A 24,837-nucleotide genomic window follows, 5' to 3' on the forward strand; every position below is an offset into this window, starting at 1 on the left:
CGATTGTCTCGCTCCAGCCGGACGCATCAAGGACCACCTTCGGTGTCCGCTACGCGGTGCCTACGGCATCCTTGACCCATCCGTCTTCCGCTGAGGGATGGCCAGTATGAGGAAGGCGGGGGAGAGTAGTCAGGAGGGTCGGATAGACAACCTATCCTCCGGGCACCAGGCCCAGTTTCGTCCGCAGTTCGTCCGCAGCGCCTCTTACTTGGACCACCGTCCACCAACGCCGCCAATCATCGAACATGCAGGTAGACGCCCTGAGCCATCACAATCCATCAATCGCAAAAGCCCAGGACGTAATTCGAGCTGGACTACAACGGGCCCCAGGTGAGCTCGGTCACCATCAATGGTCAAGCGGCACAGTTCAAACACGCGGAAGAGCACGAACTCGTCATCACACCCCCGATGCCGATTCCCAACCAGCTGCCGTTCACCATCGTCGTCGACTACGCGGGCGCCGAGCCCGACACCGCGGGCAACGGCTGGACGTATTCGCCGTCGGGCGGGGCTTTCGCTGCGGGCGAACCACATTCGGCGACGACGTGGTATCCGATCAACGACACACCGTTGGACAAGGCAACTTTCACGGTGCACGCGACCGTGCCCAACGGCTGGGACGTGGCGTCCAACGGCATTCGCACCTCCGATCTGCCGCTCGACCCCGATCACCACGTCGTCACCTGGGAGGAGCGGGATCCGATCATCGGCTATCTGAGCACGATCGCGATCGACAAGTTCACCCGCCTGGAGCAGACGACCTCGGACGGAACGCCTTTGGAGAGTTTCTTCGCCCCGGGCGCGGCCCAGAACAAGCAGACGCTGGAGCAGAATCTGCCGAAGGTGATCGATTTCGAGGAGCAGCTGTACGGCAAGTATCCGTTCACCTCCGGCGGCGGCATCTACGTCGACACCAATCTGCAGTTCTCGCTGGAGACCCAGACGCGGCCGACCTACGCGCCGTGGACCGATCTCGACACCCTGGTCCACGAGAACGCCCATCAGTGGTGGGGCGATTCGATGTCGGTGCAGACCTGGCGCGATGTCTGCCTCAACGAATGCTTCGCCAGCTACACCGCCGACATCCTGTGGCCGGAACGCATCGACGGCAAGGACTCCGACAAGCTCTATCTCGACACCCTCGCCCGCTACGAGAAGCAGCACCGCGACATCTGGTCGATTCCGCTCTACGACCCCGGTGCCGGAAAGGAATTCACCACGGTCTACTCGCGCGGCCCGCTGTTCCTGCACGCACTGCGCCGGACCATCGCTGACGACGACGTATTCTTCACCGCCATCCGCGATTTCAACGAGAACCACCGCAACGCCAATGCGTCGATCCCCGAATTCCGCGACTTCATCCAGTCCCGCACCCCGCAGGACCTGACCGGATTCTTCGACGCCTGGCTCAACGGCACCACCAAGCCTGCCGACCAATATCTGTATCCCGGCAGCCTGCACAACCACGCCGCACCCCAGGACCTGAACGCCCAGTCCCTGCCCGACCAGGCGGACTGGCCGTACGGCGTGGGCGATCGGAAGGATCGGAGGTAGCACTCCGGTCGGCGGTGGTGGCGCCACGCGGGTCACAAATGCTTCGATCGGGGCATGACCGATCACACCGATGCTCCTCGAGTCGTCACCACCAGCCGGGATATCGCCGCCGGCGCGGCGCGGATCTTCGAGCTGATCGCCGATCCCGCCCAGCAACCGCGCTGGGACGGCAACGACAATCTGGCGCAGGCCGCCGAGGGCCAGCGTCCGCACGGGGTGGGCGAGATGTTCACCATGACGCTCACCAACGGACAGGACCGCGACAACCACGTGGTCGAGTTCGAGGAGGGGCGCCGCATCGCGTGGCGGCCCTCCGAACCCGGTAAGCAGCCCCCGGGCCACCTGTGGCGCTGGGAACTCGAACCCCTCGACGACACGCACACCCGGGTCAGCCACACCTACGACTGGACCCGGCTGACCGACGAGAAACGCCAGACCCGTGCCCGCGCAACGACCGCCGACAAGCTCCGCGCGTCACTGGACAAGCTGGCCGCGATCGCGGAGGGCTAGGAGGCCACCTCGACCACCTCGGACCGCAGCGAATGCACTGCCTTCCAATCGATTCCGGACGGGGCCGCATCCAGGACCGTCGCGAGCAGTCCCAGCCGGGCGGCGCGCAGCGCCGGGTCCTCGGCCATGACGAGGATGTCGTCGAAGAAGGTCTGCAGGGCCTCGGTGAGAGGCTCGGCGGATCGGGTCCAGTCCGAAAGCGCCTGTCCCCAAGTGGATTCCAGGGTGGTCAGGGTCGCGAGGACCCGCCGCTCGGCGGGCTCGGTCAGCAGAGCCTCGTCGAGGGTGGCGGCGGTTTCGGGGGGCAGGATGCGGACGATGCGCTGCAGGGCCTCCACCAGATCGGCGAAGCGTTGGCCGTGTGCCGCGCGGGTGTTGTCGATCTCGGCGCGCAGATCGTCGGCGCGGCGCGGGTTTCCGGCCGAGGGGCGGGTGGCCTCGATCAGCGGGATCGGGACCTCCTCGTCGCGCAGGCGCTGCTCGTAGCGGGTGACGAGCAGGTCGGCGGCGGTGTCGAGCACCGTATCGGGGAGCGTGATGCCCTGGGCGCGAAGCACTTCCGCGGCGGCGGTGAGTCCGTCGCGGTAGGAGATCGGCTCCAGTTCCGGGTGGTCGCGCAGGATGCGGACGATGCCGAGGGCCGCGCGGCGCAGCCCGTACGGGTCGGAGGTGCCGGTCAGCTTGGCGCCGATCGCGAGCATGGCCACCAGCAGATCGAAGCGGTCGGCGAGCGCCAGCAGCGCGCCCGGCGTGGTCGCGGGGAGCCCGTCGCCGTGGTGGCGCGGGCGCTCGGCCTCGAACAGGGCCTCGGCCACGGCCTCGGATTCCCCTGCGCGGCGGGCGTATTCGCGAGCCATGGTGCCCGCCAGCGAGGTCATCTCGACGACCATCTGGGTGGCCAGATCGAACTTCACCAGCTCGCCCGCGCGGGCGAGAGTGTCGGCGTCGTTGCCGGACAGGACAACTCGCCGGGCGAGACGGTCGGCGACGGCCGCGATCCGGTCGGCGCGCTGGGCGACCGAGCCCAGGCGCTGCTCGAAGGTGAGCTCGCCCAGGCGATTGCGGAACTCGACCGGCGGCGTCTGCAGATCGGTGTTCCAGAAGAAGGTGGCGTCCTCGAAGCGGGCGCGCAGCACGCTCTCGTTGCCCTCCCGGACCACCTCGGCGTCGCAGGCGCCGTTGGCCATGGTGACGAACAGCGGCAGCAGGCGGCCGTCGCCCGCGCGCACCGGCAGGTAGCGCTGATGCTTGCGCATGACCGTGGTCAGGATCTGCTCGGGCAGGTCCAGGTATGTGCCGTCGAAGCGGCCCAGGATGCCGACCGGGGTTTCGACCAGGTTGGTGATCTCCTCGACCAGATCGGCCTCGGCGTCGACATCGACGGTGCCCGAGTGCTTTTCGGCCAGCTCGGTGGCGGCGCGCACCACGGCCGCGCGGCGCTCGGTGCGGTCGAGCAGGATCTGTTCACCGCGCAGCGCCACGTCGTAGTCGGCCGCGCGCTCGATGACGATCTCGGCCCGCTCCGACCGCCGATGGCCGCGGGTGATGCGATCGGCGGCCAGCGCCCCGGCGGTCACCGGCAGCACGGTGTCGTCCAGCAGCGCCACCAGCCAGCGGATCGGGCGGCTGAAGGTCAGCGCCGGATCGTTCCACCGCATGTTCTTGTCCGACCGCAGCCCCGACACCAGCTGCGAGAAGACGGCGGTGAGCAGTTCGGCGGCGCTGCGGCCGGGCTGAATGCGTTCCACCGCAACATGTTCCGCGCCGTTGACGGTGACCCGGGTGAGCTCGTCGGCGGTCGCCTGCTGGCCGCGGAGAAATCCCGCGAGCGCCTTGCTCGGCGTGCCGTCGGCGGCGTACGCGGCGGCGACCTTGGGGCCGCGGCGCACCTGCGGCCGATCCGGTTCGCGGTCGGCGACGTCGGTGAGGTGCACGGCGATGCGGCGCGGCGTGGCCGCGACGCGGATCGGGCCGTGCGGCAAGGCCGTTTCGCCGAGCAGCCGGGTCAGTTCCGCCGTGACGGCGGCGACGGCGGCGTCGACGATGTGCGGCGGCAGCTCCTCGGTCCCGATCTCCAGCAGCGCCAGGCCGCCGCGCACCGGCAGGGTGGCGGGGTCGACGGCGGCGACGGCGAGCGGGAGCGGTTCGTACACGCCGCGCGGGTGGTCGGCCTCGGCGCGCAGTTCGGTCCACAGCTCGGCGACCGAGCGGGACTGGGTGCGCATGGTCTGAAACCACTTGGCGCGCTCGGTGGTCGAGATCGCGCCGCGGGCGTCGAGCACATTGAACGCGTGCGAACTCTTCAGCACGAAGGTGTGCGCCGGAACCGGCAGCCGCAGTCCGATCATGCGATCGGCCTCGCGCGAGTAGAGATCGAGCAGGGTGCGGGTGGCGTCGACGTCCGCGTCGTCGAGGTAGTACCGCGACATCTCGTATTCGGACTGCCCGAGGAATTCGCCATAGGTGACGCCGGGCGCGTACAGCAGGTCCTTGAAGTGGGTGACCTTCTGCACGGCCATGAGAATGCGTTCCAGCCCGTAGGTGATCTCGACCGGAATCGGGTCCAGGTTCTGCCCGCCCACCTGCTGGAAGTAGGTGAACTGGGTGATCTCCATCCCGTCCAGCCACACCTCCCAGCCCAGGCCCCAGGCGCCGATGGCGGGCTGGGCCCAGTTGTCCTCCACGAACCGGACGTCATGGGCATCCAGGTCGATGCCGAGCGCCGCCAGCGACCCCAGATACAGCTCCTGCGGATTCCCCGGCTCCGGCTTCACGATCACCTGGAACTGGGTGTGGGTCTGCAACCGGTTCGGGTTCTCGCCGTAGCGGCTGTCGTCCGGCCGCACCGACGGCTCGACGTAGGCGACCTGCCACGGCTCGGGACCGAGCACACTGAGAATGGTGGCCGGATTCATCGTCCCCGCACCGACTTCGGTGTTGAACGGCTGCGCGATCACACAACCGTGGCCCGCCCAGTAGTTCTGCAACCGCAGGATCGCATCCTGCATGGACAGGGTCGGCGGAGCGCTCGAAGGGGCGGTTGCATGGTCGGCCATTGGCCGAATGTTACCTGCCGACCAGGGCACCGCCGCCTCGGCCGTGACCGCGACGATCAGCGGACCGCCGGACCGTCCCCGCGGTCGGCGAGTTCGGTGAGCGCGTGCGCCCAGCCGTCGAGACGATCGGCGGCGTCGCGGAGCTCGACCAGGGCCCAGCCGAGATCGCCGGGGAGAGCGGGAGATTCGGGTACGGCCAGGACTCGGCCCGCGGCGGCGACCAACTGCTCGTATTCGACGACGCCGGATCCCAGCCGGGCCACGACGGCGCGGACATCGTCGCCCAGGCCCGGGGTGATGGCCGAATGTGCCCGGCCCACAACGCCGATGGCCTTCTCCATGGCGGTCACATCGGTGGCCAGGGCATGCAGGGCCGCGGCCGCGGACCCGGCGGTCTCCAGGGTGTCGGCGAGATCGTCCGGCGGCAGGGCGCCGCGATGGGCGATCCGGCGGCCGAGGCTGTGCAGGGCACGTTCGGCCCGAACCAGGCGCGCGATGTGCGGCCGGGCCGCGGACCGGATCGGCGGCAGCTTCCGCGGCACGAATGCCGCGGGCGGCAAGGGATTTCGCCGCATCTCCAGATACCGGCGCGTGGTCACGGCCGCCCCCGTCACCAATGCCGCCGCCCCACTGCCGACGACGATGACGGCCCACGCCGGAGCCGAGACCACCACCAGCCCCGCGGTCCCCAGTGCGGTCAGCCCCGAGGCGGCTCCCAACCGCAACCCCCGCCGCCGCACCTTCCGGCGCCGCCGCAACTCCCGCTCCCGCGGATCCGCCCACTTCCGCACCGCGAGTAGCGCCTGCTCCCCCGCCTCGCGCAACCCGTCCGAGACTCGCTCCCCCTCGATTCCCCGCTCCCCCAACACATCCCACAGCCCCGCGAACCGCCCACCCCGCGCCCGCTCGGCACGCTCCGCATCCTGCCGCGACCTGTCTCGCCCTTCGGACCGCCGCGCCCGGTCCGCATCCTCGCGTCGCCGTGACTCGCCTCGAACCTGCCGCGACCTGTCTGCACCGGCCGCACCGCGTGACGACTCGGACAAGGCATCGGTCCGGGCCTTGGATTCGTCGGTGGGTACGGCCGGGAGGGTGGGGCCGGGGGTCGGGCGGGAGCCGAAGGGGAGCGAGAGTTTCCAGGACGAGCGGGGGTCGGCCGGAGACGGGGCGACCTCCGGTGCGATGCCGGAGGTCGGGTTTGCCGGTAGCGGGCGGCTCGGGCGGCGGGAGTGGGCGCGGGGGATCGCGGGCTCGTCGTGCGCCCGCGATTTCCCCATCACGCCAAACCTTTCGAGCGGATCGGACCGCCGTCGGTTACTGCTGGGCGGCCTGGCCCTTGTTGTTGATCTGCGGCTGCGCGGCCGGGTTCGGCACGGCCTGCTGGCCGCCGCCCGACGGCAGGGAGTCGCCGCGCATGGAGGCGCGGATCTGCTCGAGGCGGTTGTGGCCGGCCATCTGGACGCTGGCCTGCTGCACCTCCATCATGCGGCCCTGCACCGTGTTCTGCGCCAGCTCGGCGGCACCGAGCGCGTTGGCGTAGCGGCGCTCGATCTTCTCGCGCACCGCGTCCAGGCTCGGCGTGGAGCCGGGCGCGGACAGGGTGGAGTCCATCTGCTGCAGCGAGGCCGACACCTGCTCCTGCATCTTGGCCTGCTCCAGCTGCGAGAGCAGCTTGGTACGCTCGGCGACCTTCTGCTGCAGCAGCATGGCGTTCTGCTCGACCGCCTTCTTGGCCTGCGCGGCGGCCTGCAGCGACTGGTCGTGCAGCACCTTCAGGTCTTCGACGGCCTGCTCGGCGGTGACCAGCTGCGCCGCGAACGCCTCGGCGGCGTTGGTGTACTGGATCGCCTTCTCGGTGTCGCCGGCGCCGGTGGCCTGGTCGGCCAGCATGACCGCCTGGCGGGCATTGGCGTTGAGCTTCTCCACCTCGTCGAGCTGGCGGTTGAGCTTCATCTCGAGCTGGCGCTGATTGCCGATGACCGACGCGGCCTGCTGCGACAGGGCCTGATGCTGGCGCTGGGCTTCCTCGATAGCCTGCTGAATCTGGACCTTCGGATCCGCGTGCTCCTCGATCTTGGAATCGAAGAGGGCCATCATGTACTTCCAGGCCTTGACGAACGGATTAGCCATCGATTGATCCCGCCTCCATCTGACGCGCCGCGCTCCCACGCGACTGTAGTGCGCGACCGTCACGCACCGCTAATGTCCCTATCCTCCACGGCGCCGCGCCCGAGGCGGGGAGAACCCGCCGGGTGCGACGCTTACAGAGAATCTATCCGTTTCCGCTCGTTCGTACAGCGTCGCCGACGCCGATCACATCGCGGCCACCGGCGCGGGCTCAATTCGCCTGCACCAGGACCAGTTTGTCCGGCTTGGGCGCCGGGATGACGATCCGGGTGCGATCGGCGATCTTGCCGACGGGCCCGGCGTCGACCCATTCGCGCTGGGCGCGCGCGGCGAGGTCGTCGGCCTCGGCCATGGCGGTGCTCACGTCGGACAGCACCCGCGCCAGCGGCAGATCCAATGCCTGGCAGATGGCCGCCAGGAGTTCGCTGGAGGCCTCCTTGCGTCCGCGCTCCACCTCGGATAGGTAGCCCAGGCTCACCCGCGCGGAATTCGACACCTCCCGCAGGGTCCGGCTCTGGGCGATCCGAGCACGCCGCAGACTCTCCCCGATGGCCTCTCGCAGCAGCGTCATCTCGTTCTCCTTACGTTCTCTCCCGACCGGACCGAGCGTCTGTTGTGACAACGTCACACGCCACCCCGTTGGTTCCCGCTCACCCCGGCGGATCGTGCGCGCCACCGAGGCCGCGAATCAGCTCGGTGACCGCGGCACGAACCGCTTCCATCCTGATCGTCCACCGGTCGCCGGTGAGTTTCAACCGCACCACCTCGGTGCCGTCCGGTCCGGCCAGCCCGAGAAACACCGTGCCGACCGGCTGCCCGTCCTGCGGATCCGGCCCCGCCACGCCGGTGAGCGCCACGCCCCAGTCGGCGCGACAGACCGTGCGCGCGCCGACCGCGAGCTGTTCGGCGGTGCTCGCCGCGACGGGACCGTCGGCGGCGAGTGTGTCCTCGCTCACGCCCGCGAGCGTGTGCTTGAGGTCGGTGGCGTAGACGATCATCCCGCCGCGCAGCACCGTGCTGGCGCCGGGCACCCCGGCGATGGTGGCCGACAGCAGGCCCGCGGTCAGCGATTCCGCCGTGGCCACGGTCCGATTCCCGGCTCGCAGCAGGCGCACCAGATCGACGGCGGGGACGAGCGTGGTGAGCGGATCGGTCATGAACGTTTGACCGGGCCCGACCACAACCGTGCCGCCTGCACCACGTAGTCCAGGCCGGTGACGACCGTCAGGACGACGGCCGCGTACATCAGGATCAGGCCCGCGGTCTCGAATCCGCCGGACAGCGGCAGCAGCACGACCGCGATGGCCAGCGACTGGACCAGCGTCTTGAGCTTGCCGCCGCGCCCGGCCGGAATCACCCCGCGGCGCACCACCGCCAGCCGCAGCAGCGTCACCCCGATCTCGCGGGCGCAGATGACCAGCGTGATCCACCAGGCCAGATCGCCGAGAAGGGATAACCCGATCAGCGCGGACCCGATCAGCGCCTTGTCGGCGATCGGATCGGCGAGCTTGCCGAAATCGGTGACCAGGCCGTACTTGCGGGCCAGTTGCCCGTCGATGCGATCGGTGATGGCCGCGAGCCCGAACAGCGCCGCCGCCCCGATCCGCCATGCGGTGTCGTGGCCGCCCGCGGCGAACAGGGCCAGCAGGAACAGCGGCACCGCCAGGATGCGCAGGATGGTCAGGATATTGGCGATGTTCATCAGCGGCACGGCCGACGGTTCGACCGTGCGCGCGACGGGGGCGGATACCAGATTCGCTCGCGCTCGCGTGGCGTCGGTCCAGGCGCGATCCATATCGTCGCTCTGCACGCTCACCGGCACCCCCGACCGGCAACGGCCCGGATACCCGGCGCCGTGGTCGCGGACCGGACGCGAACGCCGCGCATCCGAACACGCGCGAACGATCGGTCGGTCGGAGTGTGCTGCACTCCACCAGACTATCGGTAACGGGGACGACTACTGTGCACCCCATGACAACTCGGGCACCACATACGGATTCGATCGGCGTCGCGGAGGCGGGAACACCCGTCGTCCGACGCGCTCGAACCTCCGATGTGCCCGCGATCAAGGCCCTCGTCGACGTGTACGCGGGCAAGATCCTGCTGGAGAAGAACCTGGTCACGCTGTACGAGGCGGTCCAGGAGTTCTGGGTCGCCGAACTGGACGGCCGACTGATCGGGTGCGGCGCGCTGCACGTGCTGTGGGCGGACCTGGGTGAGGTGCGCACGGTGGCGGTGCACCCCGACGCCAAGGGCACCGGCATCGGGCGGCTGCTGGTGGAGCGGCTGGTGGAGACCGCCCGCGAGCTCCAGCTGCGGCGGCTGTTCGTGCTCACCTTCGAGGTGGAGTTCTTCGCCCGGCACGGCTTCGTGGAGATCGACGGGACGCCGGTGACCGCTGAGGTGTTCGCCGAGATGTGCCGGTCCTACGACACCGGTGTGGCCGAGTTCCTGGACCTCAGCTACGTCAAGCCGAACACCCTGGGCAATACTCGAATGCTGTTGACCCTGTAGCGCGTAAAGGAACCCCCGTGCCGATCTTCGCCGTCCACTACACCTACACCGAGGCCACCGCCGCCGGTCGCGACGAGCATCGCCCGGCGCATCGGCAGTGGCTGGCCGACCTGGTCGAGCGGGGCACGGTGCTGTCCAGCGGTTTCTATCCGGATGGTTCCGGCGCGCTGATCCTGTTCCGCGCCGACGACGCCGCGGCCATGGACGCCCTGCTGGCGCAGGACCCGTTCGCGCGGCACGACGTCATCGACGACAAGCGAGCCGTCGAGTGGCTGCCGGTAATGGGCGCGTTCGCCTGATCAGCGGCCCCGTTGTCCGGAAAGCAGCGGCCCCCAACCGGATTCGAGTAGTTCGAAGATCCGGGTGACGGCCGCCGCCGGATCGTCGGCGGCGCGGGCGACCTGCACCGCGCCCAGCGCGAAGTGCGCCAGCGCCGTCGCCGCCGGATCGCCGGGCGGCACTCCCAGCTCCGCCGCCAGCGCGCCCGCCAGCGCGCCCTCGTGGCGCTGCCACATTCTGCGCGAGTACTCGCGCAGGGCGGGTGTGGACTCGATCAGCCGGAGGAAGTCCCGCATCTCCGCCGATTCGCCGGTGAGCGGCCCGGCGAGGTACATCTCGAGCAGGCCGTCCAGCACGCCCGACCCGGGGGCGCGGTCGCGCACGGCCGCCACCAGCTGCCGCTCCCGGTCGGCGTCCAGGTCGAACACCAGCGACTCTTTCCCGTCCGGGAAGTGCGCGAATACCGTGGGCACCGAGACGTCGGCGGCCTCGGCGATCTCCTTCAGGCTCACCGCGTCGTAGCCGCGCTCCAGGAACAGTCGCAACGCCGCGTCGGCGAGCGCCTGCCGGGTCTGTGCCTTCTTGCGCTCACGGAGTCCGCTCATCTCGCCACCCTATCGCGCCTTCTTAGTCATACAAGAATTTTATCCGCTGAAGTTTCCTGCCGCGCGCGGTTCGGGCGATCCCGCTAGGATGCCGGGAGGCTATTCAACCAGTTGCATATGCGAGGTGGCGATGCATCCGTTCCGGCAGGCCGTGGAGGCACACGATGCGGCGGCGATCGAGGCGCTGCTGGCAGACGACGTGGTGTTCACCAGCCCGGTGGCGTTCAAGCCGTATCCGGGGCGGGCGATCACGAGCGCGATCCTGCGCGGCGTGCTGCGGGTGTTCGAGGATTTCCGCTACGTGCGCGAGATCGCCGACCCGAACGGCCGGGACGCGGCCCTGGTCTTCGAGGCCACGGTGGCCGGAAAGCGGCTCACCGGATGCGATTTCGTCCATCTCGACGAGGCGGGCAAGGTCGACGAGCTGACCGTGATGGTGCGCCCGCTGTCGGCCGCGACCGCCCTGGCCGAGGCCATGGGCGCCCAGTTCGACCGCATCCAGCGCGAGGCGGCCGAGCAGGTGCGGCGTGAGGCCGCGCAGGCGTAGCGCCTGCACTACGCTGACCCGGTGCGACTGGACGAGGCCACGGCCTGGGACCGATTTCGCGCGGCCCGGGTCGCCCGGCTCGCCACCGCGGGCGCGGACGGGCGGCCGCACCTGGTTCCGGTGACGTTCGCGACCGACCCGGACCCACGAAATCCGGTGGCGGTCATCGCGATCGACCACAAACCCAAGACCACCACCCGGCTGCGGCGGCTCCGCAATATCGCCGACAATCCGCGGGTCGCGCTGCTGGCCGACGACTACTCCGAGGACTGGACGCAGCTGTGGTGGGTCCGCCTGGACGGCACCGCCCGCATCCTCACCGACGGCCCGGACCGCGCCGCGTCCATCGCCTGGCTAACCGCGAAATATCCGCAGTACCAGGATAATTCGCCGACCGGGCCGGTGATCCGGATCGTCGTCGACACGGTCTCCGGCTGGGCCTACACCGACTGATCCGGCTCACAGCCCGGCGGCGAGGCTGTTCCAGAAATCCGTCTCGTAGGCGTGCAGCATCCGGGCGGCGCGCAGGGCGTGGCCGGGGTCGTCGCCCATGCCGAGGCCCTGGGCGACGGTGGCGGTCGCCTCGTCGGCGAAACCGGGCGGAGACTCGGCGAAGAAGCGGAAGAAGCCGACGGATTCCTCGGGGAGGCCGTATTTGTCGGCGAGGGCGGTGGCGATGCGGCGGCAGTAGGAGCCCCACTCGTCGAGGTTGGCGAGCATGGCGAGGGCGACGCCGCCGCAGGTGCCGAAGACCGCCTGCTGGGCCAGGTAGGCCGGATACGCCTGGGCGCCGGGGTGCGGCTCGTAGGCGCGCAGGTCCTCCTCGCCCCAGCCGAGCGCGGTCGCGAACGTCGTCAGCAGCCCGGCGGCCTCGCCCTCCCCGGTGGCCAGGCCCAGGAACACCGGGCCCGCCGGGGGTTCGGGGAAGCGCGCGGCCAGCAGCGCGAAACTGCGCCGGTCGCTGGCGAGGATGCTGTACTGCTCCCCCGCCAACCGGCGCAGCCGCTCCGACGGGATCTGCCCGGCCTCCAGCAGATCGACGAAATGATTTGCGGACGAATCGATCTCGTCTCGTGCGCGCCGGACCAGCGCGCGAGCCTCGGTGAGATTGTCGGCCATATCAGCATTGTCGGCGCACCGCCCGTCGGCGCGCCTCGTTTCCCGGCAGATCGGGTCTATTTATCGCGCGTAACGTTTAATACCGATCATTCCTCGATCTCTGTGATAAGTCCCATGTGTGATTCATGGGATGAACTGATTACGCTCGACATCGTCATCCCGGGTTGGCAGTTGCGAAATCGATCGAATGGTTCTCCGAGAGAGGACGGCGACATGCCGGAACAGCCGAACATCAAGCAGGACAACGGAAATCGCAAGGGAGTGGACCGCAGACTGGTCCTCGGCGCGGGTGCGGCCGCGGCGGCCGCCGTCGGTGGCGGACTGGTCGGGGCGAAGGCGAGTTCGGCCGCGGCCGCCACCGCGCCGGTGGCCGCGGAGGGTCCGCTGGACAAGAACCTCAATGCCGCGCCGCATCTGTTCAAGCTGACGCGATCGGAGAAGGACGCCTACCGCGGCGGGTATCTCCAGGGCGCGAACGAGGACACCTTCCCGATCCTGCAGGGGCAGCGCGGCTCGGTGTACTTCGTGCGGCTGGAGGTGGGCGGATTCCGTGAGCCGCACTGGCATCCGACCGCCTGGGAGCTGAACTTCGTCGTCTCCGGGACGGCGAAGTGGACGATCCTCGGCACCCACTCCGACGGCGCCTACCGCAATACTGTGTTCCAGGCCGAGCAGGGCGATCTGGTCTTCGCTCCGCAGGGCCACCTCCACTACTTCGAGAACGCCCGCACGGATATGCCGCTGGAGGTGCTGGTCGTGTTCAACACCAGCGCCAAGGAACCCGACGACGACATCGGCGTGGTGGCCACGCTGAGCGCGCTCCCCCGCAACGTGCTCGCCGCCGCCTTCGGCGTCCCGGAGTCGGTCTTCGCCGCCCTACCGACGAAGCTGGAGCCGATAGTCATCGGCCAGCACGGCTGACGCTCTATCCATGGTCCCGGCGTGCTTTTGGCCGGGACCTCACGGAAGATTCCGGCCAAAAGCACGCCGGAATCTACGGGAAGCACGCCGGAATCTACTGGGCCCCGGGCTCTTCCGACTCGCCCGCTGGCTCCCCTCCCCCACCCCGGATGGAATACAGCACCCCCTCCAGCTCATCCGGTTTCACCAGCACATCCCGCGCCTTCGACCCCTCGCTGGGCCCGACGACGCCGCGGGTCTCCATCAGGTCCATGAGGCGGCCCGCCTTGGCGAAGCCGACCCGCAGCTTGCGCTGGAGCATGGAGGTGGAACCGAATTGCGAGGTCACCACGAGTTCCACGGCCTGCAGCAGCAGGTCCAGGTCGTCGCCGATATCGGGATCGACGTCCTTCTTCTCGCCCGCCTTGGCGGTGGTGACGCCGTCCTGATAATCCGGCTCGGCCTGGTTCTTGGCGAACTCGACGACCGCGTGGATCTCCTCGTCGGAGATGAACGCGCCCTGCAGGCGAGTCGGTTTCGACGCGCCCATCGGCAGGAACAGGCCGTCGCCCATGCCGATCAGCTTCTCCGCGCCCGGCTGGTCCAGGATGACGCGCGAGTCGGTCAGCGACGAGGTCGCGAACGCCAGCCGGGACGGCACATTGGTCTTGATCAGGCCGGTGACCACGTCCACCGAGGGCCGCTGCGTCGCCAGCACCAGGTGAATACCCGCGGCGCGGGCCTTCTGGGTGATGCGCACGATGGCGTCCTCGACGTCGCGCGGCGCGGTCATCATCAGGTCCGCCAGCTCGTCGACGATGGCGAGAATGTACGGGTAGGGCCGGTACACCCGCTCGCTGCCCAGCGGCGCGGTGATCTGCCCCGACTTCACCTTCTTGTTGAAGTCGTCGATGTGGCGCACCTTGCTGGCCTGCATGTCCTGATAGCGCTGCTCCATCTCCTCCACCAGCCAGGCCAGCGCGGCGGCGGCCTTCTTCGGCTGGGTGATGATGGGCGTGATCAGATGCGGAATGCCCTCGTAGGGCGTCAGTTCCACCATCTTCGGGTCGATGAGGATCATCCGCACCTCGTCCGGCGTCGCCCGGCCCAGCAGCGACACCAGCATCGAGTTCACGAAGCTGGACTTGCCCGAACCGGTGGAACCGGCCACCAGCAGGTGCGGCATCTTGGCCAGGTTGGCGCTGACGAATTCGCCCTCGATGTTCTTGCCGAGGCCGATCACCAAGGGGTGGTGGTCGTTTCGGGTCGAGGGCGCCTTGAGCACGTCGGCCAGCCGCACCAGTTCGCGGTCGGCGTTGGGCACCTCGATGCCCACCGCGGACTTGCCCGGAATCGGCGCCAGCAGCCGAACGTTCTCGGTGGCAACGGCATACGCGATATTGCGGGCCAGCGCGGTGATCTTCTCGACCTTCACGCCGGGGCCCAGCTCCACCTCGTAGCGGGTGACCGTCGGGCCGCGCACGAAACCGGTGACCGCTGCGTCGATCTTGAACTGCACCAGCACCTCGGTGATCGCCTCGATCATCGATTCGTTGGCGGCACTGCGCTTCTTGGGCGGATCGCCGTCGGTGAGCAGCGACAGCGGCGGCAGCTGATAGTCGCCCTCGATCTGGCGTTCGGTGACGAACTCCAGCTGCTGCGGCGCGGGCGGTTCCGGCGTCTGGTCGACGACCTTGGGCGCCTTCTTCGGTCTGGGCTTGGCCGCGGACTTGGCCTCGGGATCGGGCTCGATCTCCTTGGCGTCGCGCAGCGGTGGTTCGCCGATCACCTCGGTGCGGGCGTCGGCGAATTCGTCGGTGGGATAGTTCTCGGCCGGGGTCCGGCCGCGGCGGCGGCGCTTGGCGTTCGGGTGCGCCGGGAACCCGTCCGCGTCATAGTTTTCCGGATCGTAGAGGCCGTAACGGTCGTCGTAGGAGTCGTATTCGCCGCCGCCGGCGCCGAACAGCTCCCGTAAGCGCTCCGGCACCTCGCGCACCGTGGTGCCGGTCAGCAGCAGCACGCCGAACACGATGGCCAGCAACAACAACGGCACCGCCAGCCACGCGGTCAGCCCCTCGCGCAGCGGGCCGCCCGCCACGTATCCGGCGAAACCAGCGGCGTGCGCGCGGCCGTGCGGATCGGTGGGCGCGCCGGACGCGATATGCCACAGGCCCAGCGCGGGCATCCCGACCAGCAGCCCGCCCAGCACCAGCCGGGGCCGGATCTCCGGGCGGGGCTCGGTGCGCATCAGCACCACCGCGATGCCGGTGGCGACGAAAGGCAAAGCGCCCGAGGCCGATCCGGAGATCCACCGGATGCCGTTCTCGACCCAGTGCCCGATCGGCCCACCGGCCGATAGCCAGACGGCCGCGGCGATCACGACGCTGAACGCGATGAGCGCCAGCGCGACACCGTCGCGGCGATGCGCGTGCTCGATCTCTCCGGCCCGGCTCAGCGTCCGCGTGGTGGCGCCCATGCCGCGGGCGAGCATGTTCCAGCCGTTTCCGATGCCGCGGCCGAAGACGGCGAGCGGGGCGGTGTTCGACCGGGCGCGCGCCGGGCGGCGAGCGGGGGTGGTCCGCCCGCGCCGCGTCGCCCCCGACCGGGAACCGCCCGAACGCGACCGCACCGGAGCCCGGCCCCGAGTCGTTCCCGCCCGCGAACGTGCCGACGTGGTGCCGCGGGACTTACCTGCCATGGTGCTCAGGCTAGCGGCAATCGCCCCATCCGGACCATCCGCAACACCCACACCACCGAGATCGAATCGAGATCACAGCGCCGCGCCGGGGATGAAAATCCGCATCAGGTCCTGGTAGCGGTATCGACCCGGACCGGCGGCTTCCAGCAGGCCGCGGGTGGCCAGTTCGCGACAGAACTGGTCGGCCCGCCGCTCGTCGCACACGATCACCGCCACCGAGTCGGGCACGCCGGGGCCGGACAGGTCCTGCCACAACCCCTGCACGAGATCGCCCGGATCCAGCGGTGACGCAGCCGGTTTCGGCACCGGCGCGGCGGACAGTTGGTCGGTGAGGATCTGCCGGTGCAGTTCGGCCAGCGTCGGGCCGGGTTCGATGCCCTGGTCGCGCACCAGCAGCCGCCGGATCTGCTGATACACCTCCAGCGCCTCGCTGCGGCGCCCGCACCGGTACAGCGCCGTCATCATCAGCGCGCGCAGCCGCTCCGACAGTGGGTCGGCCACGATGAGGGCGTCCAGGTCGGCCAAGGCCCGGGCGTGGTCGCCGCGCTGGATCGCGATCTCGACCGCCGTCTCCTGCAACGTGCCGTGCAGCCGCCGCAGCCGGGCCCGCTCGGCGCTCGCCCAGGGGCCGGGCACCCCGGTCAGCGCGCCGCCGCGCCAGCAGTGGAAGGCGCGCCGCAGCGCGGCCTCGGCCTCCTCCAGCCGTCCCGCCAGCCGGGCGGCGTCGGCCTCGGCCCGGAAGCGTTCGACGCGGTCGATATCGAGTTCCAGCGGGCCGTCCAGCCGATAGCCGCCGGACCCCGACCGCAGCGTCATCGGCCCGGCGGCCAGCACCTTGCGCACCGACCACACGTAGTTGCGCAGGGCGCCCAGCGCCGACCGGGGGCGGTGCGACCCCCAGATCCCGCGGATGAGCTCCGCCGCCGAGACCGTGCGCCCCCGCGCCAACGCCAACATCACCAGTGCGGCTTGCTGTTTCGGCGGCATGGGGCGGACCGTCTCGCCATCGATCGTCAATTCCACCGGCCCGAGAACCGACAGCAGCCCGGACATCAGCACTCCTACTTCCCGTCACAACATCACTTGCGAAACGGAAAATATCCATGCCTCCGTGACCGTTTCATGACTAGAAGCGCCGGTCGCTCCCGAGAACCGCCTGCACATCGGCCGGGGCGCCCTGGGCGTCGATGCGAACCTCGTTGCGGCCGAAGGCATGCAGCATGAGCTCCGAGGGCGGGCCGGTGAGCACCACCTCCGCCGCGCCGGATCGATGCGCGGTGACCCGCTCGCCGCCCGGTGTCGCCAGGACCACCGTGACCGGGGATTTGCGGTAGTTGAACCGGGCGGTGCGGCGCAGCAGCCGCCACAGCGCGGCCTCGTCCTCATCGCTCAATTCCCGCGGCTCCCAGCCTGGTTGGGCGCGGCGCACATCCTCGTGATGCACGAACATCTCGGAGAGGTTGGCGATGGCGTCCAGCGGACGCATCGGCCAGTACCAGGGCGGCCCGGTGCGGATCAGCTCCAGCAGCTCGGTGAACGGGCGCCGAGCGGTGCGGGCCTGCACCGCCTCGACGTACCCCGCGAACGGTTTCAGCACGATCCCGGGCACGATATCGGGCCGCCGCTCCCGAATCACCAGGTGCGCGGCCAGATCTCGCACATCCCACCCGGCACACAGGGTGGGCGCGTCCGCCCCGGCCGCCGCCATGGCCGCCACCAGGGCGCGACGCTCCCGCTGAGCCATACTCATGCGCCGAGACTAGCGTTAAACGCCGATCACCGTCGGGACGATCATCGGGCGGCGACGGTAGGTTTCGGCGACCCAGCGGCCGACGACTCGGCGGACGCCCTGGGCGATGCGGTGGGTGTCGGTGATGCCCTCGCTCGCCAGGCGATGCAGTTCGGCCTCCACCAGTTTCTGGGCGTCGGTCAGGGCGCCGGGGTCGTCGGAGAAACCGCGGCCGCTGACCTCGGGCTCGGTGACGGTCTTACCGGTGGCCTCGTCGACGGCGACGGTGATGGAGATGAAGCCGCCCTCGCCGAGGATCAGCCGGTCCGACAGCGTGGACTCGCCGACGTCGCCGACCGACAGGCCGTCGACGTACACCTGACCGACCGGGTAGCGGCCCACGATCGAGGCGATGCCGTCCACCAGGTCGACGACCACGCCGTCCTCGGCCAGCACCACCCGGTCCTCGGGCACACCGGTCGCGACGGCCAGTGCCGCATTGGCGCGCAGGTGCCGCCACTCGCCGTGCACCGGCATGGCATTGGTCGGCCGCACCGCGTTGTACAGGTACAGCAGCTCACCGGCCGAGGCGTGCCCGGACACGTGCACCTTCGCGCTCTGCTGGGTGACCACCGTCGCGCCCTTCCGGGCCAGGCCGTTGACCACCGCGAACACCGCGTTCTCATTGCCCGGGATGAGCGAGGAGGCCAGCACCACGAGATCGTCGGCGCGAATGTTGATCTGGCGATGGTCGCCGCGCGCCATCCGCGACAGCGCCGACAGCGGCTCGCCCTGCGATCCGGTCGAGATCAGCACCAGCTTGTGGCCGGGCAGCGTCGCGGCCTGATCGAGGTCCACCACGATCTGGTCGGGGATGTTCAGGTAGCCCAGGTCCTGCGCGATCTGCATATTACGGACCATGGACCGGCCGACGAAGCACACCCGCCGGTCGTAGCGCTGGGCCACGTCGACCACCTGCTGGATGCGGTGCACATGGCTGGCGAACGAGGCGACGATCACCCGGCCGCGGGCCTTGCCGATCACGCTGTCGAGCACCGGGCCGATCTCGCGCTCGGGCGTGACGAAGCCGGGCACCTCGGCATTGGTGGAGTCGACCAGGAACAGGTCCACGCCCTCGTCGCCGAGCCGGGAGAACCCGGCCAGGTCGGTGAGCCGCCCGTCCAGCGGTAACTGATCCAGCTTGATGTCGCCGGTGTGCAGCGCCAGGCCCGCCGGGGTGCGCACGGCGACCGCGAGGGCGTCCGGGATCGAGTGGTTGACCGCGAAGTACTCGCACTCGAACGGGCCGTGCGTGGTCCGCTCGCCCTCGGTGACCTCGATCAGCTTGGGCTGCAGGCGATGTTCGCGGCACTTGGCCGCCACCAGCGCGAGGGTGAACTTGCTGCCGACGACCGGGATGTCGGGCCGCTGCCGCAGCAGGAACGGCACCGCGCCGATGTGGTCCTCGTGGCCGTGGGTCAGCACCACCGCGACGACATCGCCCATCCGGTCCTCGATGGGCCGGAAGTCGGGCAGGATCAGGTCGACGCCCGGCTGCTGGTCCTCCGGGAACAGCACGCCGCAGTCGATGATCAGCAGCTTGCCGCCGTACTCGAAAACCGTCATGTTGCGGCCGATTTCGCCGATCCCGCCGAGCGCGAAGACGCGCAGGCCGTGCTTCGGCGCGGCGGGGGGCACCGGCAGGCTGTGCGGATCGACCGGAACCTCCTGCGGCGCGGCCTGTTCGGCGCGGCCTCGGTCGCGGCCGGTCTGCCGACCCCGGCCACCACGCCGGGTCGTCGCGCCGCGGTCGGACTCGCGGCCCGACTGTGCCCGGCCGCGGACCCGGGCCTCGGTCTCCGCCGGAGCGGTCGCCGGCGGCGCCGCGGCGATCTCGGCCTCGACCGGAACCTGCTGCGGCGCTTCGCTTCCCGACCGTGCGGGCGACTTGCGCTGCGGCTGCACGGGTTCCGGGGCGGGCGGGGGCGCGCCCGCGGCGCGGCTCGCGCCTCGGCGCGGACGACGACGCACCGGCTCGCTCATGCCAGCACCTCCGCCATGCGCAGCTCGGCGGCGATCAGGTCGAGCGCCTCGCCGGCCGGCATGAGCTGCGGCAGGCGCGGCTCACCCACCTCGGTGCCGAGCAACCGCAGCGCCGATTTGACCAGCGCCACACCGCCGACCCGGGCCATGGCCCGCATCAGCGGCAGCATGCTGGCGTGCACCTCGCGGGCGCGCAGCACGTCACCGGCGGCGTACAGCTCGCGCAGCTGCACCAGCCGCTCCGGCACGAGATGCCCGATCACACTGATGAATCCGGTCGCGCCGATCGACAGCCACGGCAGGTTCAGCACGTCGTCGCCGGAGTAGTAGGCCAGGCCGGTGTCGGCGATCAGCTCGGCGCCCGCGCCCAGGTCGCCCTTGGCGTCCTTGACCGCGACGATGCGCGGATGCTCGGCGAGCCGCCGGATCGTCTCGGGCGCGATCGGCACCACCGAGCGCGCGGGAATGTCGTAGAGGGTGACCGGCAGCTCGGTCGCGTCGGCGACGGCGGTGAAGTGCGCGAGCAGGCCGTCCTGCGAGGGGCGCGAGTAGTACGGGGTCACCACCAGCAGGCCGTGCGCGCCCGCCCGCTGGGCGTTGCGGGCCAGCTCGATGCTGTGCGCGGTGTCGTAGGTACCGGCGCCGGCGATGACGGTGGCACGCGCGCCGACCGCGTCGACGACGGCGTGCAGCAGGTCGAACTTCTCCGATTCGGTGGTGGTCGGTGACTCCCCGGTGGTGCCGGAGATGGCCAGCAGATCCACGCCGCGATCGACCAGATTCGCGGCCAGGGCGACGCCGGCATCGACATCGAGCTTGCCGTCGGCGGTAAAGGGGGTCACCATCGCGACACCGACCGTGCCGGACGCGCGCGGGCTCGATCGCGTCGTTTCACCGTTCGTCATGGTCAGAAAGGCTACCCGGTCCCGGAAACGATCTTGAATCCTTGTCCGGTTCAACTATCTGCGGCGACCCTTTCCGTCACGATGACATCATCTATGACATCAGATTTTTCCTTGAATGATGTCGTAAATGACGCCATGCTGGTGTCATGGATCTGGACAAGTACACCGCCCGGCTGCGCGAGGACCTGATCGCCGCCGCTGCCCTCGGCGACGAGAAGACACAGGCCACGGCCGCCGCCCTGGCCGCGGCCACCGAGAATTCGGCCCGGCTGACGCTGCTGGCCGCGCTCTCGGAGCTGGCCGGAGAGATCGGCGCCGCGCTCGGCGACCGGACGGTGCGCGTCACCCTGGACGGCACCGCGGCCCACGTGGACGTGCGCCGCGACCAGGGTGAGGAACAGCACCCGACCTTCGAGGAGATGACCGGCGACATCAGCCGCGTCACGCTGCGGCTGGTGGAGAACATCAAGTCGCGCGCCGAGGAGGCCGCCGCGCAGAGCGGGCAGTCGCTGAACTCGTGGCTGTCCACCGCCGTGCAGGGCGCGCTGCGCGATCAGATGCGCAGGGGCGGGCCCGGTCGCTACGACGACGAGTGAGCTCAGGTCGAGACGGTGATATTGCCGTCGGTATCGATCTCGGTGCGGCGATCGTGATCGGGCGCGTGCGCCAGCACGGTCGCCAGCACCCGGCGGCCCAGCGGCAGCACCCGCACGGTCACCGCACCGGCGTTGGCGGCATCCAATTCCTTTGTGGCGGCGTCGATCACGCGCTGCCGAATCCAATGCGGCACCCCCGCGAAGCCGCCGTCGTCGAGCAGCACCACCTCGACGCCGCGGGCCCGCGCACCGCGGGCGGCGCCGCTCAGCTCGTCGGTCACCAGCTGCGGCGCGCGCAGACCGTCGCGCAGCTCGGCCTCCAGCAGGCGGCACTCCTCGCGCTCGGCGGCGGTGAGCTCGACGCCCTCGGCGATCCGCTCCAGGATCGGGCGCGCCACCCGGTCCAGCCGGGTCAGCTGGCGCAGCCGCTCGCCCTCGGCGGCGGCCATGGTCGCCTCCGAGGCGGCCCGAATCGTGGCCTCCTCGCGCAACATTCGCAGCGAGCGCTGGGTGGACCGCATGATCAGCGCGAAGACCGAGATCGCGATGACCGTGCCGACCGGCACGATCGCGCCGACCGCGGCCTCGCCCTTGAGGCCCGCGACCAGGATCACGACCGCGCTGGCCGCCACGCCGAGCCAGGCCCAGCCCATCCGGCCGCGCAGCACCAGCGCGGCAAGCACATACGAGCTGGCGTAGCTGGTCCAGCCCATGTAGTGGGCCTGCTCCGAGCTCAGATTCGCCACGGTCAGCGCGGTGGCCACCGGTCCGGCCGCGGCCACGAACACCGCGAACGGCAGCGGCAGCGGATCGATCGGGACGACCAGCACCACCGCCCCGGCCACTACCATCACCGCCAGGCCCGCCAGCACCTCCACCGTCGACGCGGCGGTCAGGTTGCGCAGCATGTACAGCGAGATGGTCAGTTCCAGGATGAGCAGGAACAGCCAGGCCATGCCGCCGCGCAGGCCGAGCAGATCCCGCAGGCCGAATCCGGCGTCGAGGTCGCGCCCGGGATCAGTGCGATCCATCGCCGCCCCACACCAGCGTCACCATCGTGCCCTCACCGGGCTGCGACTCCACGAATCCCGCGCCGCCCGCCAGCTGCCGCATGCGGCCCAGGATGCTGACCGAGATGCCCAGCCGATCGGCCGACACCTGCCGCACGTCGAAACCCGCACCGTCGTCGGCGAAGACGATGCGGATGCTGCCCGCGCTGATCGTGCACGTCACGATGCGATGCACGGCGCGGCCGGGTACCGCGGCATGGCGCAGGCTGTTGCGGACCGCCTCGCCCAGCGCCGCGGCCAGGGTGCCCGCGGCCTGCACCGGCATGCGCAGATCGTCGAAGCCGGGCCAGGTCCGGGTGGCGAACCGGATGCCGGGATTGATGTCGTGCACGGCCGAACGCAAGAAGATCACCGCGGCCCGGGCGTCGAGCACATCGGGCTCGCGGACGTCGACGCGGATCTCGTCGAGCTGCTCGAGGGTGTGTTCGGCCTGGCGGCGCAGCACATCCGAGCGCTCGTGGCCGCGGGCGGCGTCGAGCAGCGTGGACAGCACCGCGTCATGGATGAGCGCGGCGAACCGGCCGCGCTCGTGATCGCGGGCGGCCGCGGCCGCCGCGGAGGCCGCGCGCCGGCTGGCGATCGCCGACTCCCGGTCGACCCGCGCCGCCGCGCCGAGCGCGCAGGTCACGCACCACAGGAACAGCGCCGAGAGCCCGAAGGAGCGGGCGAACGAATTCAGCGCCGCGGTCGAGGTGATCGGCTCCACCAGGAAGACGTCGGTCAGCGCCACCGCCGCCGAACCGACCGTGAGATAGCCGATCGACACCGCCACCGGCCAGGCCAGCGCCGCGGCCACCAGGCCGAGCGGCAGCATCCGGTACAGCCACAGCGACGAGGCGTCGATCATGTGGGCGTGCAGCGCGAACGGCGTGGTCGCCAGCGCCAGCAGGAACGCGACCGCCGCCGCCCCCGCCACGTAGCGAATCACCCTGGGCGCGGACCGAATCGAGACCCCTGCCAACACCGGGAACAGGCCGAACGCCAGGATCATCGCCGTCGGCGTCCACCAGCCGGGCGCGACGCGCGACTGCTCGGCGATCTCCGGGATGTCGAACAGCCCCATGATCACGCCGCCGCATCCCACCGATAATCCGAGCCGCCGAATGATCCGGTCGAACGCGACCGCGTTCACGTCCTCCTCCAGCACGGATCGGCTCCGCCACCACGCACCGGCCCGCACCAGCATTCCCGAACGCGCGAGCGAGGCATCCAGCGCGCCGGACGCGATCATGCCGGTGCCTCACTCATGCCGCCCCCTCGCTAGCGCTCGGCGCCAGCACGAGCGTGCGCTCGGCGCCAGCACGAGCGACTGCCCGGCTGTGCCCATCGTTCGCTCGCTCATGTCCGCGGGTTGCGCTCGGGCACCGGCAGCCAGCCGTCCTCGACCGCCCGCTTGTACAGGTCGGTCTTGGTGGGCGCCGGGCGACCGGCATCGGCGTACTTCTGCCGGATGCGGCCCAGATAGTCGTTGACGGTCTGTTCGGACAGACCGGTCAGGCGGGCCACCCGCGATGCCTTCTCCCCCGACGCGTACAGGGTGAGCACCTCCTGCTGGCGCGGGCTCAGGCCGACATCGGACAGCTGCGGGTCGCTATCGATGGCGGCGGCCCAGTCGGTGGTCACCACCTGTTCGCCCGAGGCGGCCGCGCGAACCGCGGACACCACCGTCTGCACGTCCTCGGATTTTCGGACCACGCCGAGCACCCCGGCCTTCGCGGCCGAGCGCACCAGGAACGGGTTGTCGGCGCCGGTGAACACCAGCACCTCGACGCCGCGCCCGCGCAGGGCGCGCACATTGTCCTCGGGGCTGGACCCGTCGGCGAGCCGCAGATCCAGCACCACCAGATCCAATTCCGGTGCGGCCGCGAACAGTTCGGCGACGGTCCCGGCGGTGATGACGAGCTCGAGATCGGGTTCGGGCGCCAGCATCGTCGCCAGCCCCAGCGCCACGGACTCGTGGTCCTCGACAAGCCCGATCCGACGCGGCCCCGACATCCCCTGCTGTGTCGCCTCCACGGCGCTCTCACCTCTTCCCAAATCCCGAACACCTCGCACGAACGTCCGACGACACGGATTGTCGGCCCCGAAACATGCTCGTGTCGAGTATGACGGACTCCTTCCAGCGGTTGTCAGCCACCAGAATTCGGGGGTAATCAAACCGTCAACTGTGCGGATACCGTCGCGCCCAACTCCCAGCACTGCTCTCGGACGGCCTTGTCGGGGGCGCCGGTGATCACGACCGGGGCCGCCGCCTGTTCCCAGCCGAGGCCGGTGGTGATGGTTTCGATGCTCTGCTGGGCGCCCTCGGTGCCCTGGTTGCCGTGGATGTAGTAGCCGAACGGGCGGCCTCGGGTGGAGTCGAGGCAGGGGTAGTAGAAGGTGTCGAAGGCGTGTTTGAGGGCGCCGGACATGTAGCCGAGGAGGTAGGCGTCGGCGGCGGTGACCGACAGGGCCGCGCGGCGTTCCACGGTGACGCCCTCGATCTCCGGGGCGGTGGCGCCCGACAGGACCGCCTCGAACATCTCCTGCAGGAACGGAGACGGCGTGTGGTGGATGATCAGCAGCGTCGGCACACCTCGAGACTA

At 70.1% G+C, this 24,837-nt stretch carries 25 protein-coding genes; 8 read left to right on the forward strand and 17 right to left on the reverse strand.

What is annotated here, in order from left to right; all coding sequences use genetic code 11:
* Positions 1 to 330: 330 nt before the first annotated feature.
* Together HPY32_RS41695 and HPY32_RS41700 are read left to right on the forward strand one after the other, a co-directional pair.
* Entirely contained in the window at positions 331 to 1,554 is a 1,224-nt protein-coding gene (locus tag HPY32_RS41695; RefSeq protein WP_067586761.1) for a M1 family metallopeptidase, read from the forward strand.
* Positions 1,555 to 1,608: 54 nt separating this feature from the next.
* Positions 1,609 to 2,064, forward strand: coding sequence for an SRPBCC family protein (locus HPY32_RS41700; RefSeq protein WP_067586758.1), 456 nt, complete (start codon positions 1,609 to 1,611; stop codon positions 2,062 to 2,064).
* Here the strand turns inward: HPY32_RS41700 and HPY32_RS41705 are convergent.
* The 6 genes from HPY32_RS41705 to pgsA form a co-directional block, all read right to left on the reverse strand.
* Complete coding sequence (locus HPY32_RS41705) at positions 2,061 to 5,120, reverse strand: glycine--tRNA ligase (RefSeq protein ID WP_067586755.1); 3,060 nt, start codon at positions 5,118 to 5,120, stop codon at positions 2,061 to 2,063. The genes HPY32_RS41700 and HPY32_RS41705 overlap by 4 nt on opposite strands.
* A gap of 56 nt (positions 5,121 to 5,176) precedes the next feature.
* On the reverse strand, positions 5,177 to 6,397 hold the full coding sequence (gene pspM / locus HPY32_RS41710) for a phage shock envelope stress response protein PspM (RefSeq protein WP_253950101.1): 1,221 nt from the start codon (positions 6,395 to 6,397) through the stop codon (positions 5,177 to 5,179).
* 37 nt (positions 6,398 to 6,434) lie between these two features.
* Positions 6,435 to 7,250 (reverse strand): PspA/IM30 family protein, encoded by an 816-nt coding sequence (locus HPY32_RS41715; protein WP_067586748.1) that lies wholly within the window; start codon positions 7,248 to 7,250, stop codon positions 6,435 to 6,437.
* Between the two features lie 208 nt (positions 7,251 to 7,458).
* Entirely contained in the window at positions 7,459 to 7,818 is a 360-nt protein-coding gene (locus HPY32_RS41720) for a helix-turn-helix domain-containing protein (RefSeq protein WP_067586744.1), read from the reverse strand.
* A 79-nt stretch (positions 7,819 to 7,897) separates the two neighbouring features.
* Entirely contained in the window at positions 7,898 to 8,404 is a 507-nt protein-coding gene (locus HPY32_RS41725; RefSeq protein ID WP_067586740.1) for a CinA family protein, read from the reverse strand.
* Positions 8,401 to 9,063 carry a CDP-diacylglycerol--glycerol-3-phosphate 3-phosphatidyltransferase gene (gene pgsA, locus HPY32_RS41730; RefSeq protein WP_373686718.1) on the reverse strand — a complete coding sequence of 221 codons (663 nt, stop codon included), beginning with the start codon at positions 9,061 to 9,063 and terminating at the stop codon, positions 8,401 to 8,403. The genes HPY32_RS41725 and pgsA overlap by 4 nt, the downstream gene beginning before the upstream one ends.
* A 155-nt stretch (positions 9,064 to 9,218) precedes the next feature.
* Between pgsA and HPY32_RS41735 the strand changes: the two genes are divergently transcribed.
* Together HPY32_RS41735 and HPY32_RS41740 are read left to right on the forward strand one after the other, a co-directional pair.
* A complete protein-coding gene (locus HPY32_RS41735; protein ID WP_082871262.1) occupies positions 9,219 to 9,761 on the forward strand; it encodes an amino-acid N-acetyltransferase in 543 nt (180 codons plus the stop codon).
* 17 nt (positions 9,762 to 9,778) lie between these two features.
* The gene (locus HPY32_RS41740; protein WP_067586734.1) at positions 9,779 to 10,060 is read left to right on the forward strand and encodes a YciI family protein; all 282 of its coding nucleotides are present in this window, start codon (positions 9,779 to 9,781) and stop codon (positions 10,058 to 10,060) included.
* Here the strand turns inward: HPY32_RS41740 and HPY32_RS41745 are convergent, their stop codons facing one another.
* Entirely contained in the window at positions 10,061 to 10,645 is a 585-nt protein-coding gene (locus HPY32_RS41745; protein ID WP_067586730.1) for a TetR/AcrR family transcriptional regulator, read from the reverse strand.
* A gap of 130 nt (positions 10,646 to 10,775) precedes the next feature.
* Here HPY32_RS41745 and HPY32_RS41750 point away from each other — a divergent pair, with 130 nt between their 5' ends.
* Both HPY32_RS41750 and HPY32_RS41755 read left to right on the forward strand, forming a co-directional pair.
* Positions 10,776 to 11,192, forward strand: coding sequence for a nuclear transport factor 2 family protein (locus tag HPY32_RS41750; RefSeq protein ID WP_067595590.1), 417 nt, complete (start codon positions 10,776 to 10,778; stop codon positions 11,190 to 11,192).
* Positions 11,193 to 11,213: 21 nt separating this feature from the next.
* Positions 11,214 to 11,645 (forward strand): TIGR03668 family PPOX class F420-dependent oxidoreductase, encoded by a 432-nt coding sequence (locus tag HPY32_RS41755; RefSeq protein ID WP_067586726.1) that lies wholly within the window; start codon positions 11,214 to 11,216, stop codon positions 11,643 to 11,645.
* 6 nt (positions 11,646 to 11,651) lie between these two features.
* On the opposite strand, the gene HPY32_RS41760 is transcribed toward HPY32_RS41755, so the two are convergent.
* A complete protein-coding gene (locus tag HPY32_RS41760) occupies positions 11,652 to 12,311 on the reverse strand; it encodes a thiaminase II/PqqC family protein (RefSeq protein WP_067586723.1) in 660 nt (219 codons plus the stop codon).
* Between the two features lie 213 nt (positions 12,312 to 12,524).
* Here HPY32_RS41760 and HPY32_RS41765 point away from each other — a divergent pair, with 213 nt between their 5' ends.
* A complete protein-coding gene (locus HPY32_RS41765; RefSeq protein WP_067586720.1) occupies positions 12,525 to 13,232 on the forward strand; it encodes a cupin domain-containing protein in 708 nt (235 codons plus the stop codon).
* Positions 13,233 to 13,326: 94 nt separating this feature from the next.
* Here the strand turns inward: HPY32_RS41765 and HPY32_RS41770 are convergent, their stop codons facing one another.
* From HPY32_RS41770 to dapA, 5 genes are all read right to left on the reverse strand, one after another.
* The gene (locus HPY32_RS41770; RefSeq protein WP_067586717.1) at positions 13,327 to 15,909 is read right to left on the reverse strand and encodes an FtsK/SpoIIIE family DNA translocase; all 2,583 of its coding nucleotides are present in this window, start codon (positions 15,907 to 15,909) and stop codon (positions 13,327 to 13,329) included.
* A 72-nt stretch (positions 15,910 to 15,981) separates the two neighbouring features.
* A complete protein-coding gene (locus HPY32_RS41775; RefSeq protein WP_156674383.1) occupies positions 15,982 to 16,962 on the reverse strand; it encodes an AfsR/SARP family transcriptional regulator in 981 nt (326 codons plus the stop codon).
* A gap of 73 nt (positions 16,963 to 17,035) precedes the next feature.
* Positions 17,036 to 17,659: a TIGR03085 family metal-binding protein gene (locus tag HPY32_RS41780; RefSeq protein WP_067586711.1), complete on the reverse strand. Its 624-nt coding sequence runs from the start codon at positions 17,657 to 17,659 to the stop codon at positions 17,036 to 17,038.
* 15 nt (positions 17,660 to 17,674) lie between these two features.
* The gene (locus HPY32_RS41785; protein WP_067586708.1) at positions 17,675 to 19,681 is read right to left on the reverse strand and encodes a ribonuclease J; all 2,007 of its coding nucleotides are present in this window, start codon (positions 19,679 to 19,681) and stop codon (positions 17,675 to 17,677) included.
* A complete protein-coding gene (gene dapA, locus HPY32_RS41790) occupies positions 19,678 to 20,586 on the reverse strand; it encodes a 4-hydroxy-tetrahydrodipicolinate synthase (RefSeq protein ID WP_067586705.1) in 909 nt (302 codons plus the stop codon). The genes HPY32_RS41785 and dapA overlap by 4 nt, the downstream gene beginning before the upstream one ends.
* 146 nt (positions 20,587 to 20,732) lie before the next feature.
* On the opposite strand from dapA, the gene HPY32_RS41795 reads away from it, so the two are divergent.
* Positions 20,733 to 21,182, forward strand: coding sequence for a hypothetical protein (locus tag HPY32_RS41795; protein ID WP_067586702.1), 450 nt, complete (start codon positions 20,733 to 20,735; stop codon positions 21,180 to 21,182).
* A 2-nt stretch (positions 21,183 to 21,184) separates the two neighbouring features.
* Here the strand turns inward: HPY32_RS41795 and HPY32_RS41800 are convergent, their stop codons facing one another.
* The 4 genes from HPY32_RS41800 to HPY32_RS41815 all read right to left on the reverse strand — a co-directional run bounded on the left by HPY32_RS41800 (position 21,185) and on the right by HPY32_RS41815 (position 24,774).
* On the reverse strand, positions 21,185 to 22,213 hold the full coding sequence (locus HPY32_RS41800) for a DUF8320 family protein (protein WP_067586699.1): 1,029 nt from the start codon (positions 22,211 to 22,213) through the stop codon (positions 21,185 to 21,187).
* Entirely contained in the window at positions 22,200 to 23,483 is a 1,284-nt protein-coding gene (locus HPY32_RS41805; RefSeq protein ID WP_067586696.1) for a sensor histidine kinase, read from the reverse strand. The genes HPY32_RS41800 and HPY32_RS41805 overlap by 14 nt, the downstream gene beginning before the upstream one ends.
* A 107-nt stretch (positions 23,484 to 23,590) precedes the next feature.
* A complete protein-coding gene (locus HPY32_RS41810; RefSeq protein WP_067595588.1) occupies positions 23,591 to 24,247 on the reverse strand; it encodes a response regulator transcription factor in 657 nt (218 codons plus the stop codon).
* 158 nt (positions 24,248 to 24,405) lie between these two features.
* Positions 24,406 to 24,774 carry a flavodoxin family protein gene (locus HPY32_RS41815; RefSeq protein ID WP_067595586.1) on the reverse strand — a complete coding sequence of 123 codons (369 nt, stop codon included), beginning with the start codon at positions 24,772 to 24,774 and terminating at the stop codon, positions 24,406 to 24,408.
* Positions 24,775 to 24,837: the final 63 nt, after the last annotated feature.

Origin of the sequence: Nocardia terpenica (assembly GCF_013186535.1) — a bacterium.
Classification (GTDB): Bacteria; Actinomycetota; Actinomycetes; order Mycobacteriales; family Mycobacteriaceae; genus Nocardia; species Nocardia terpenica.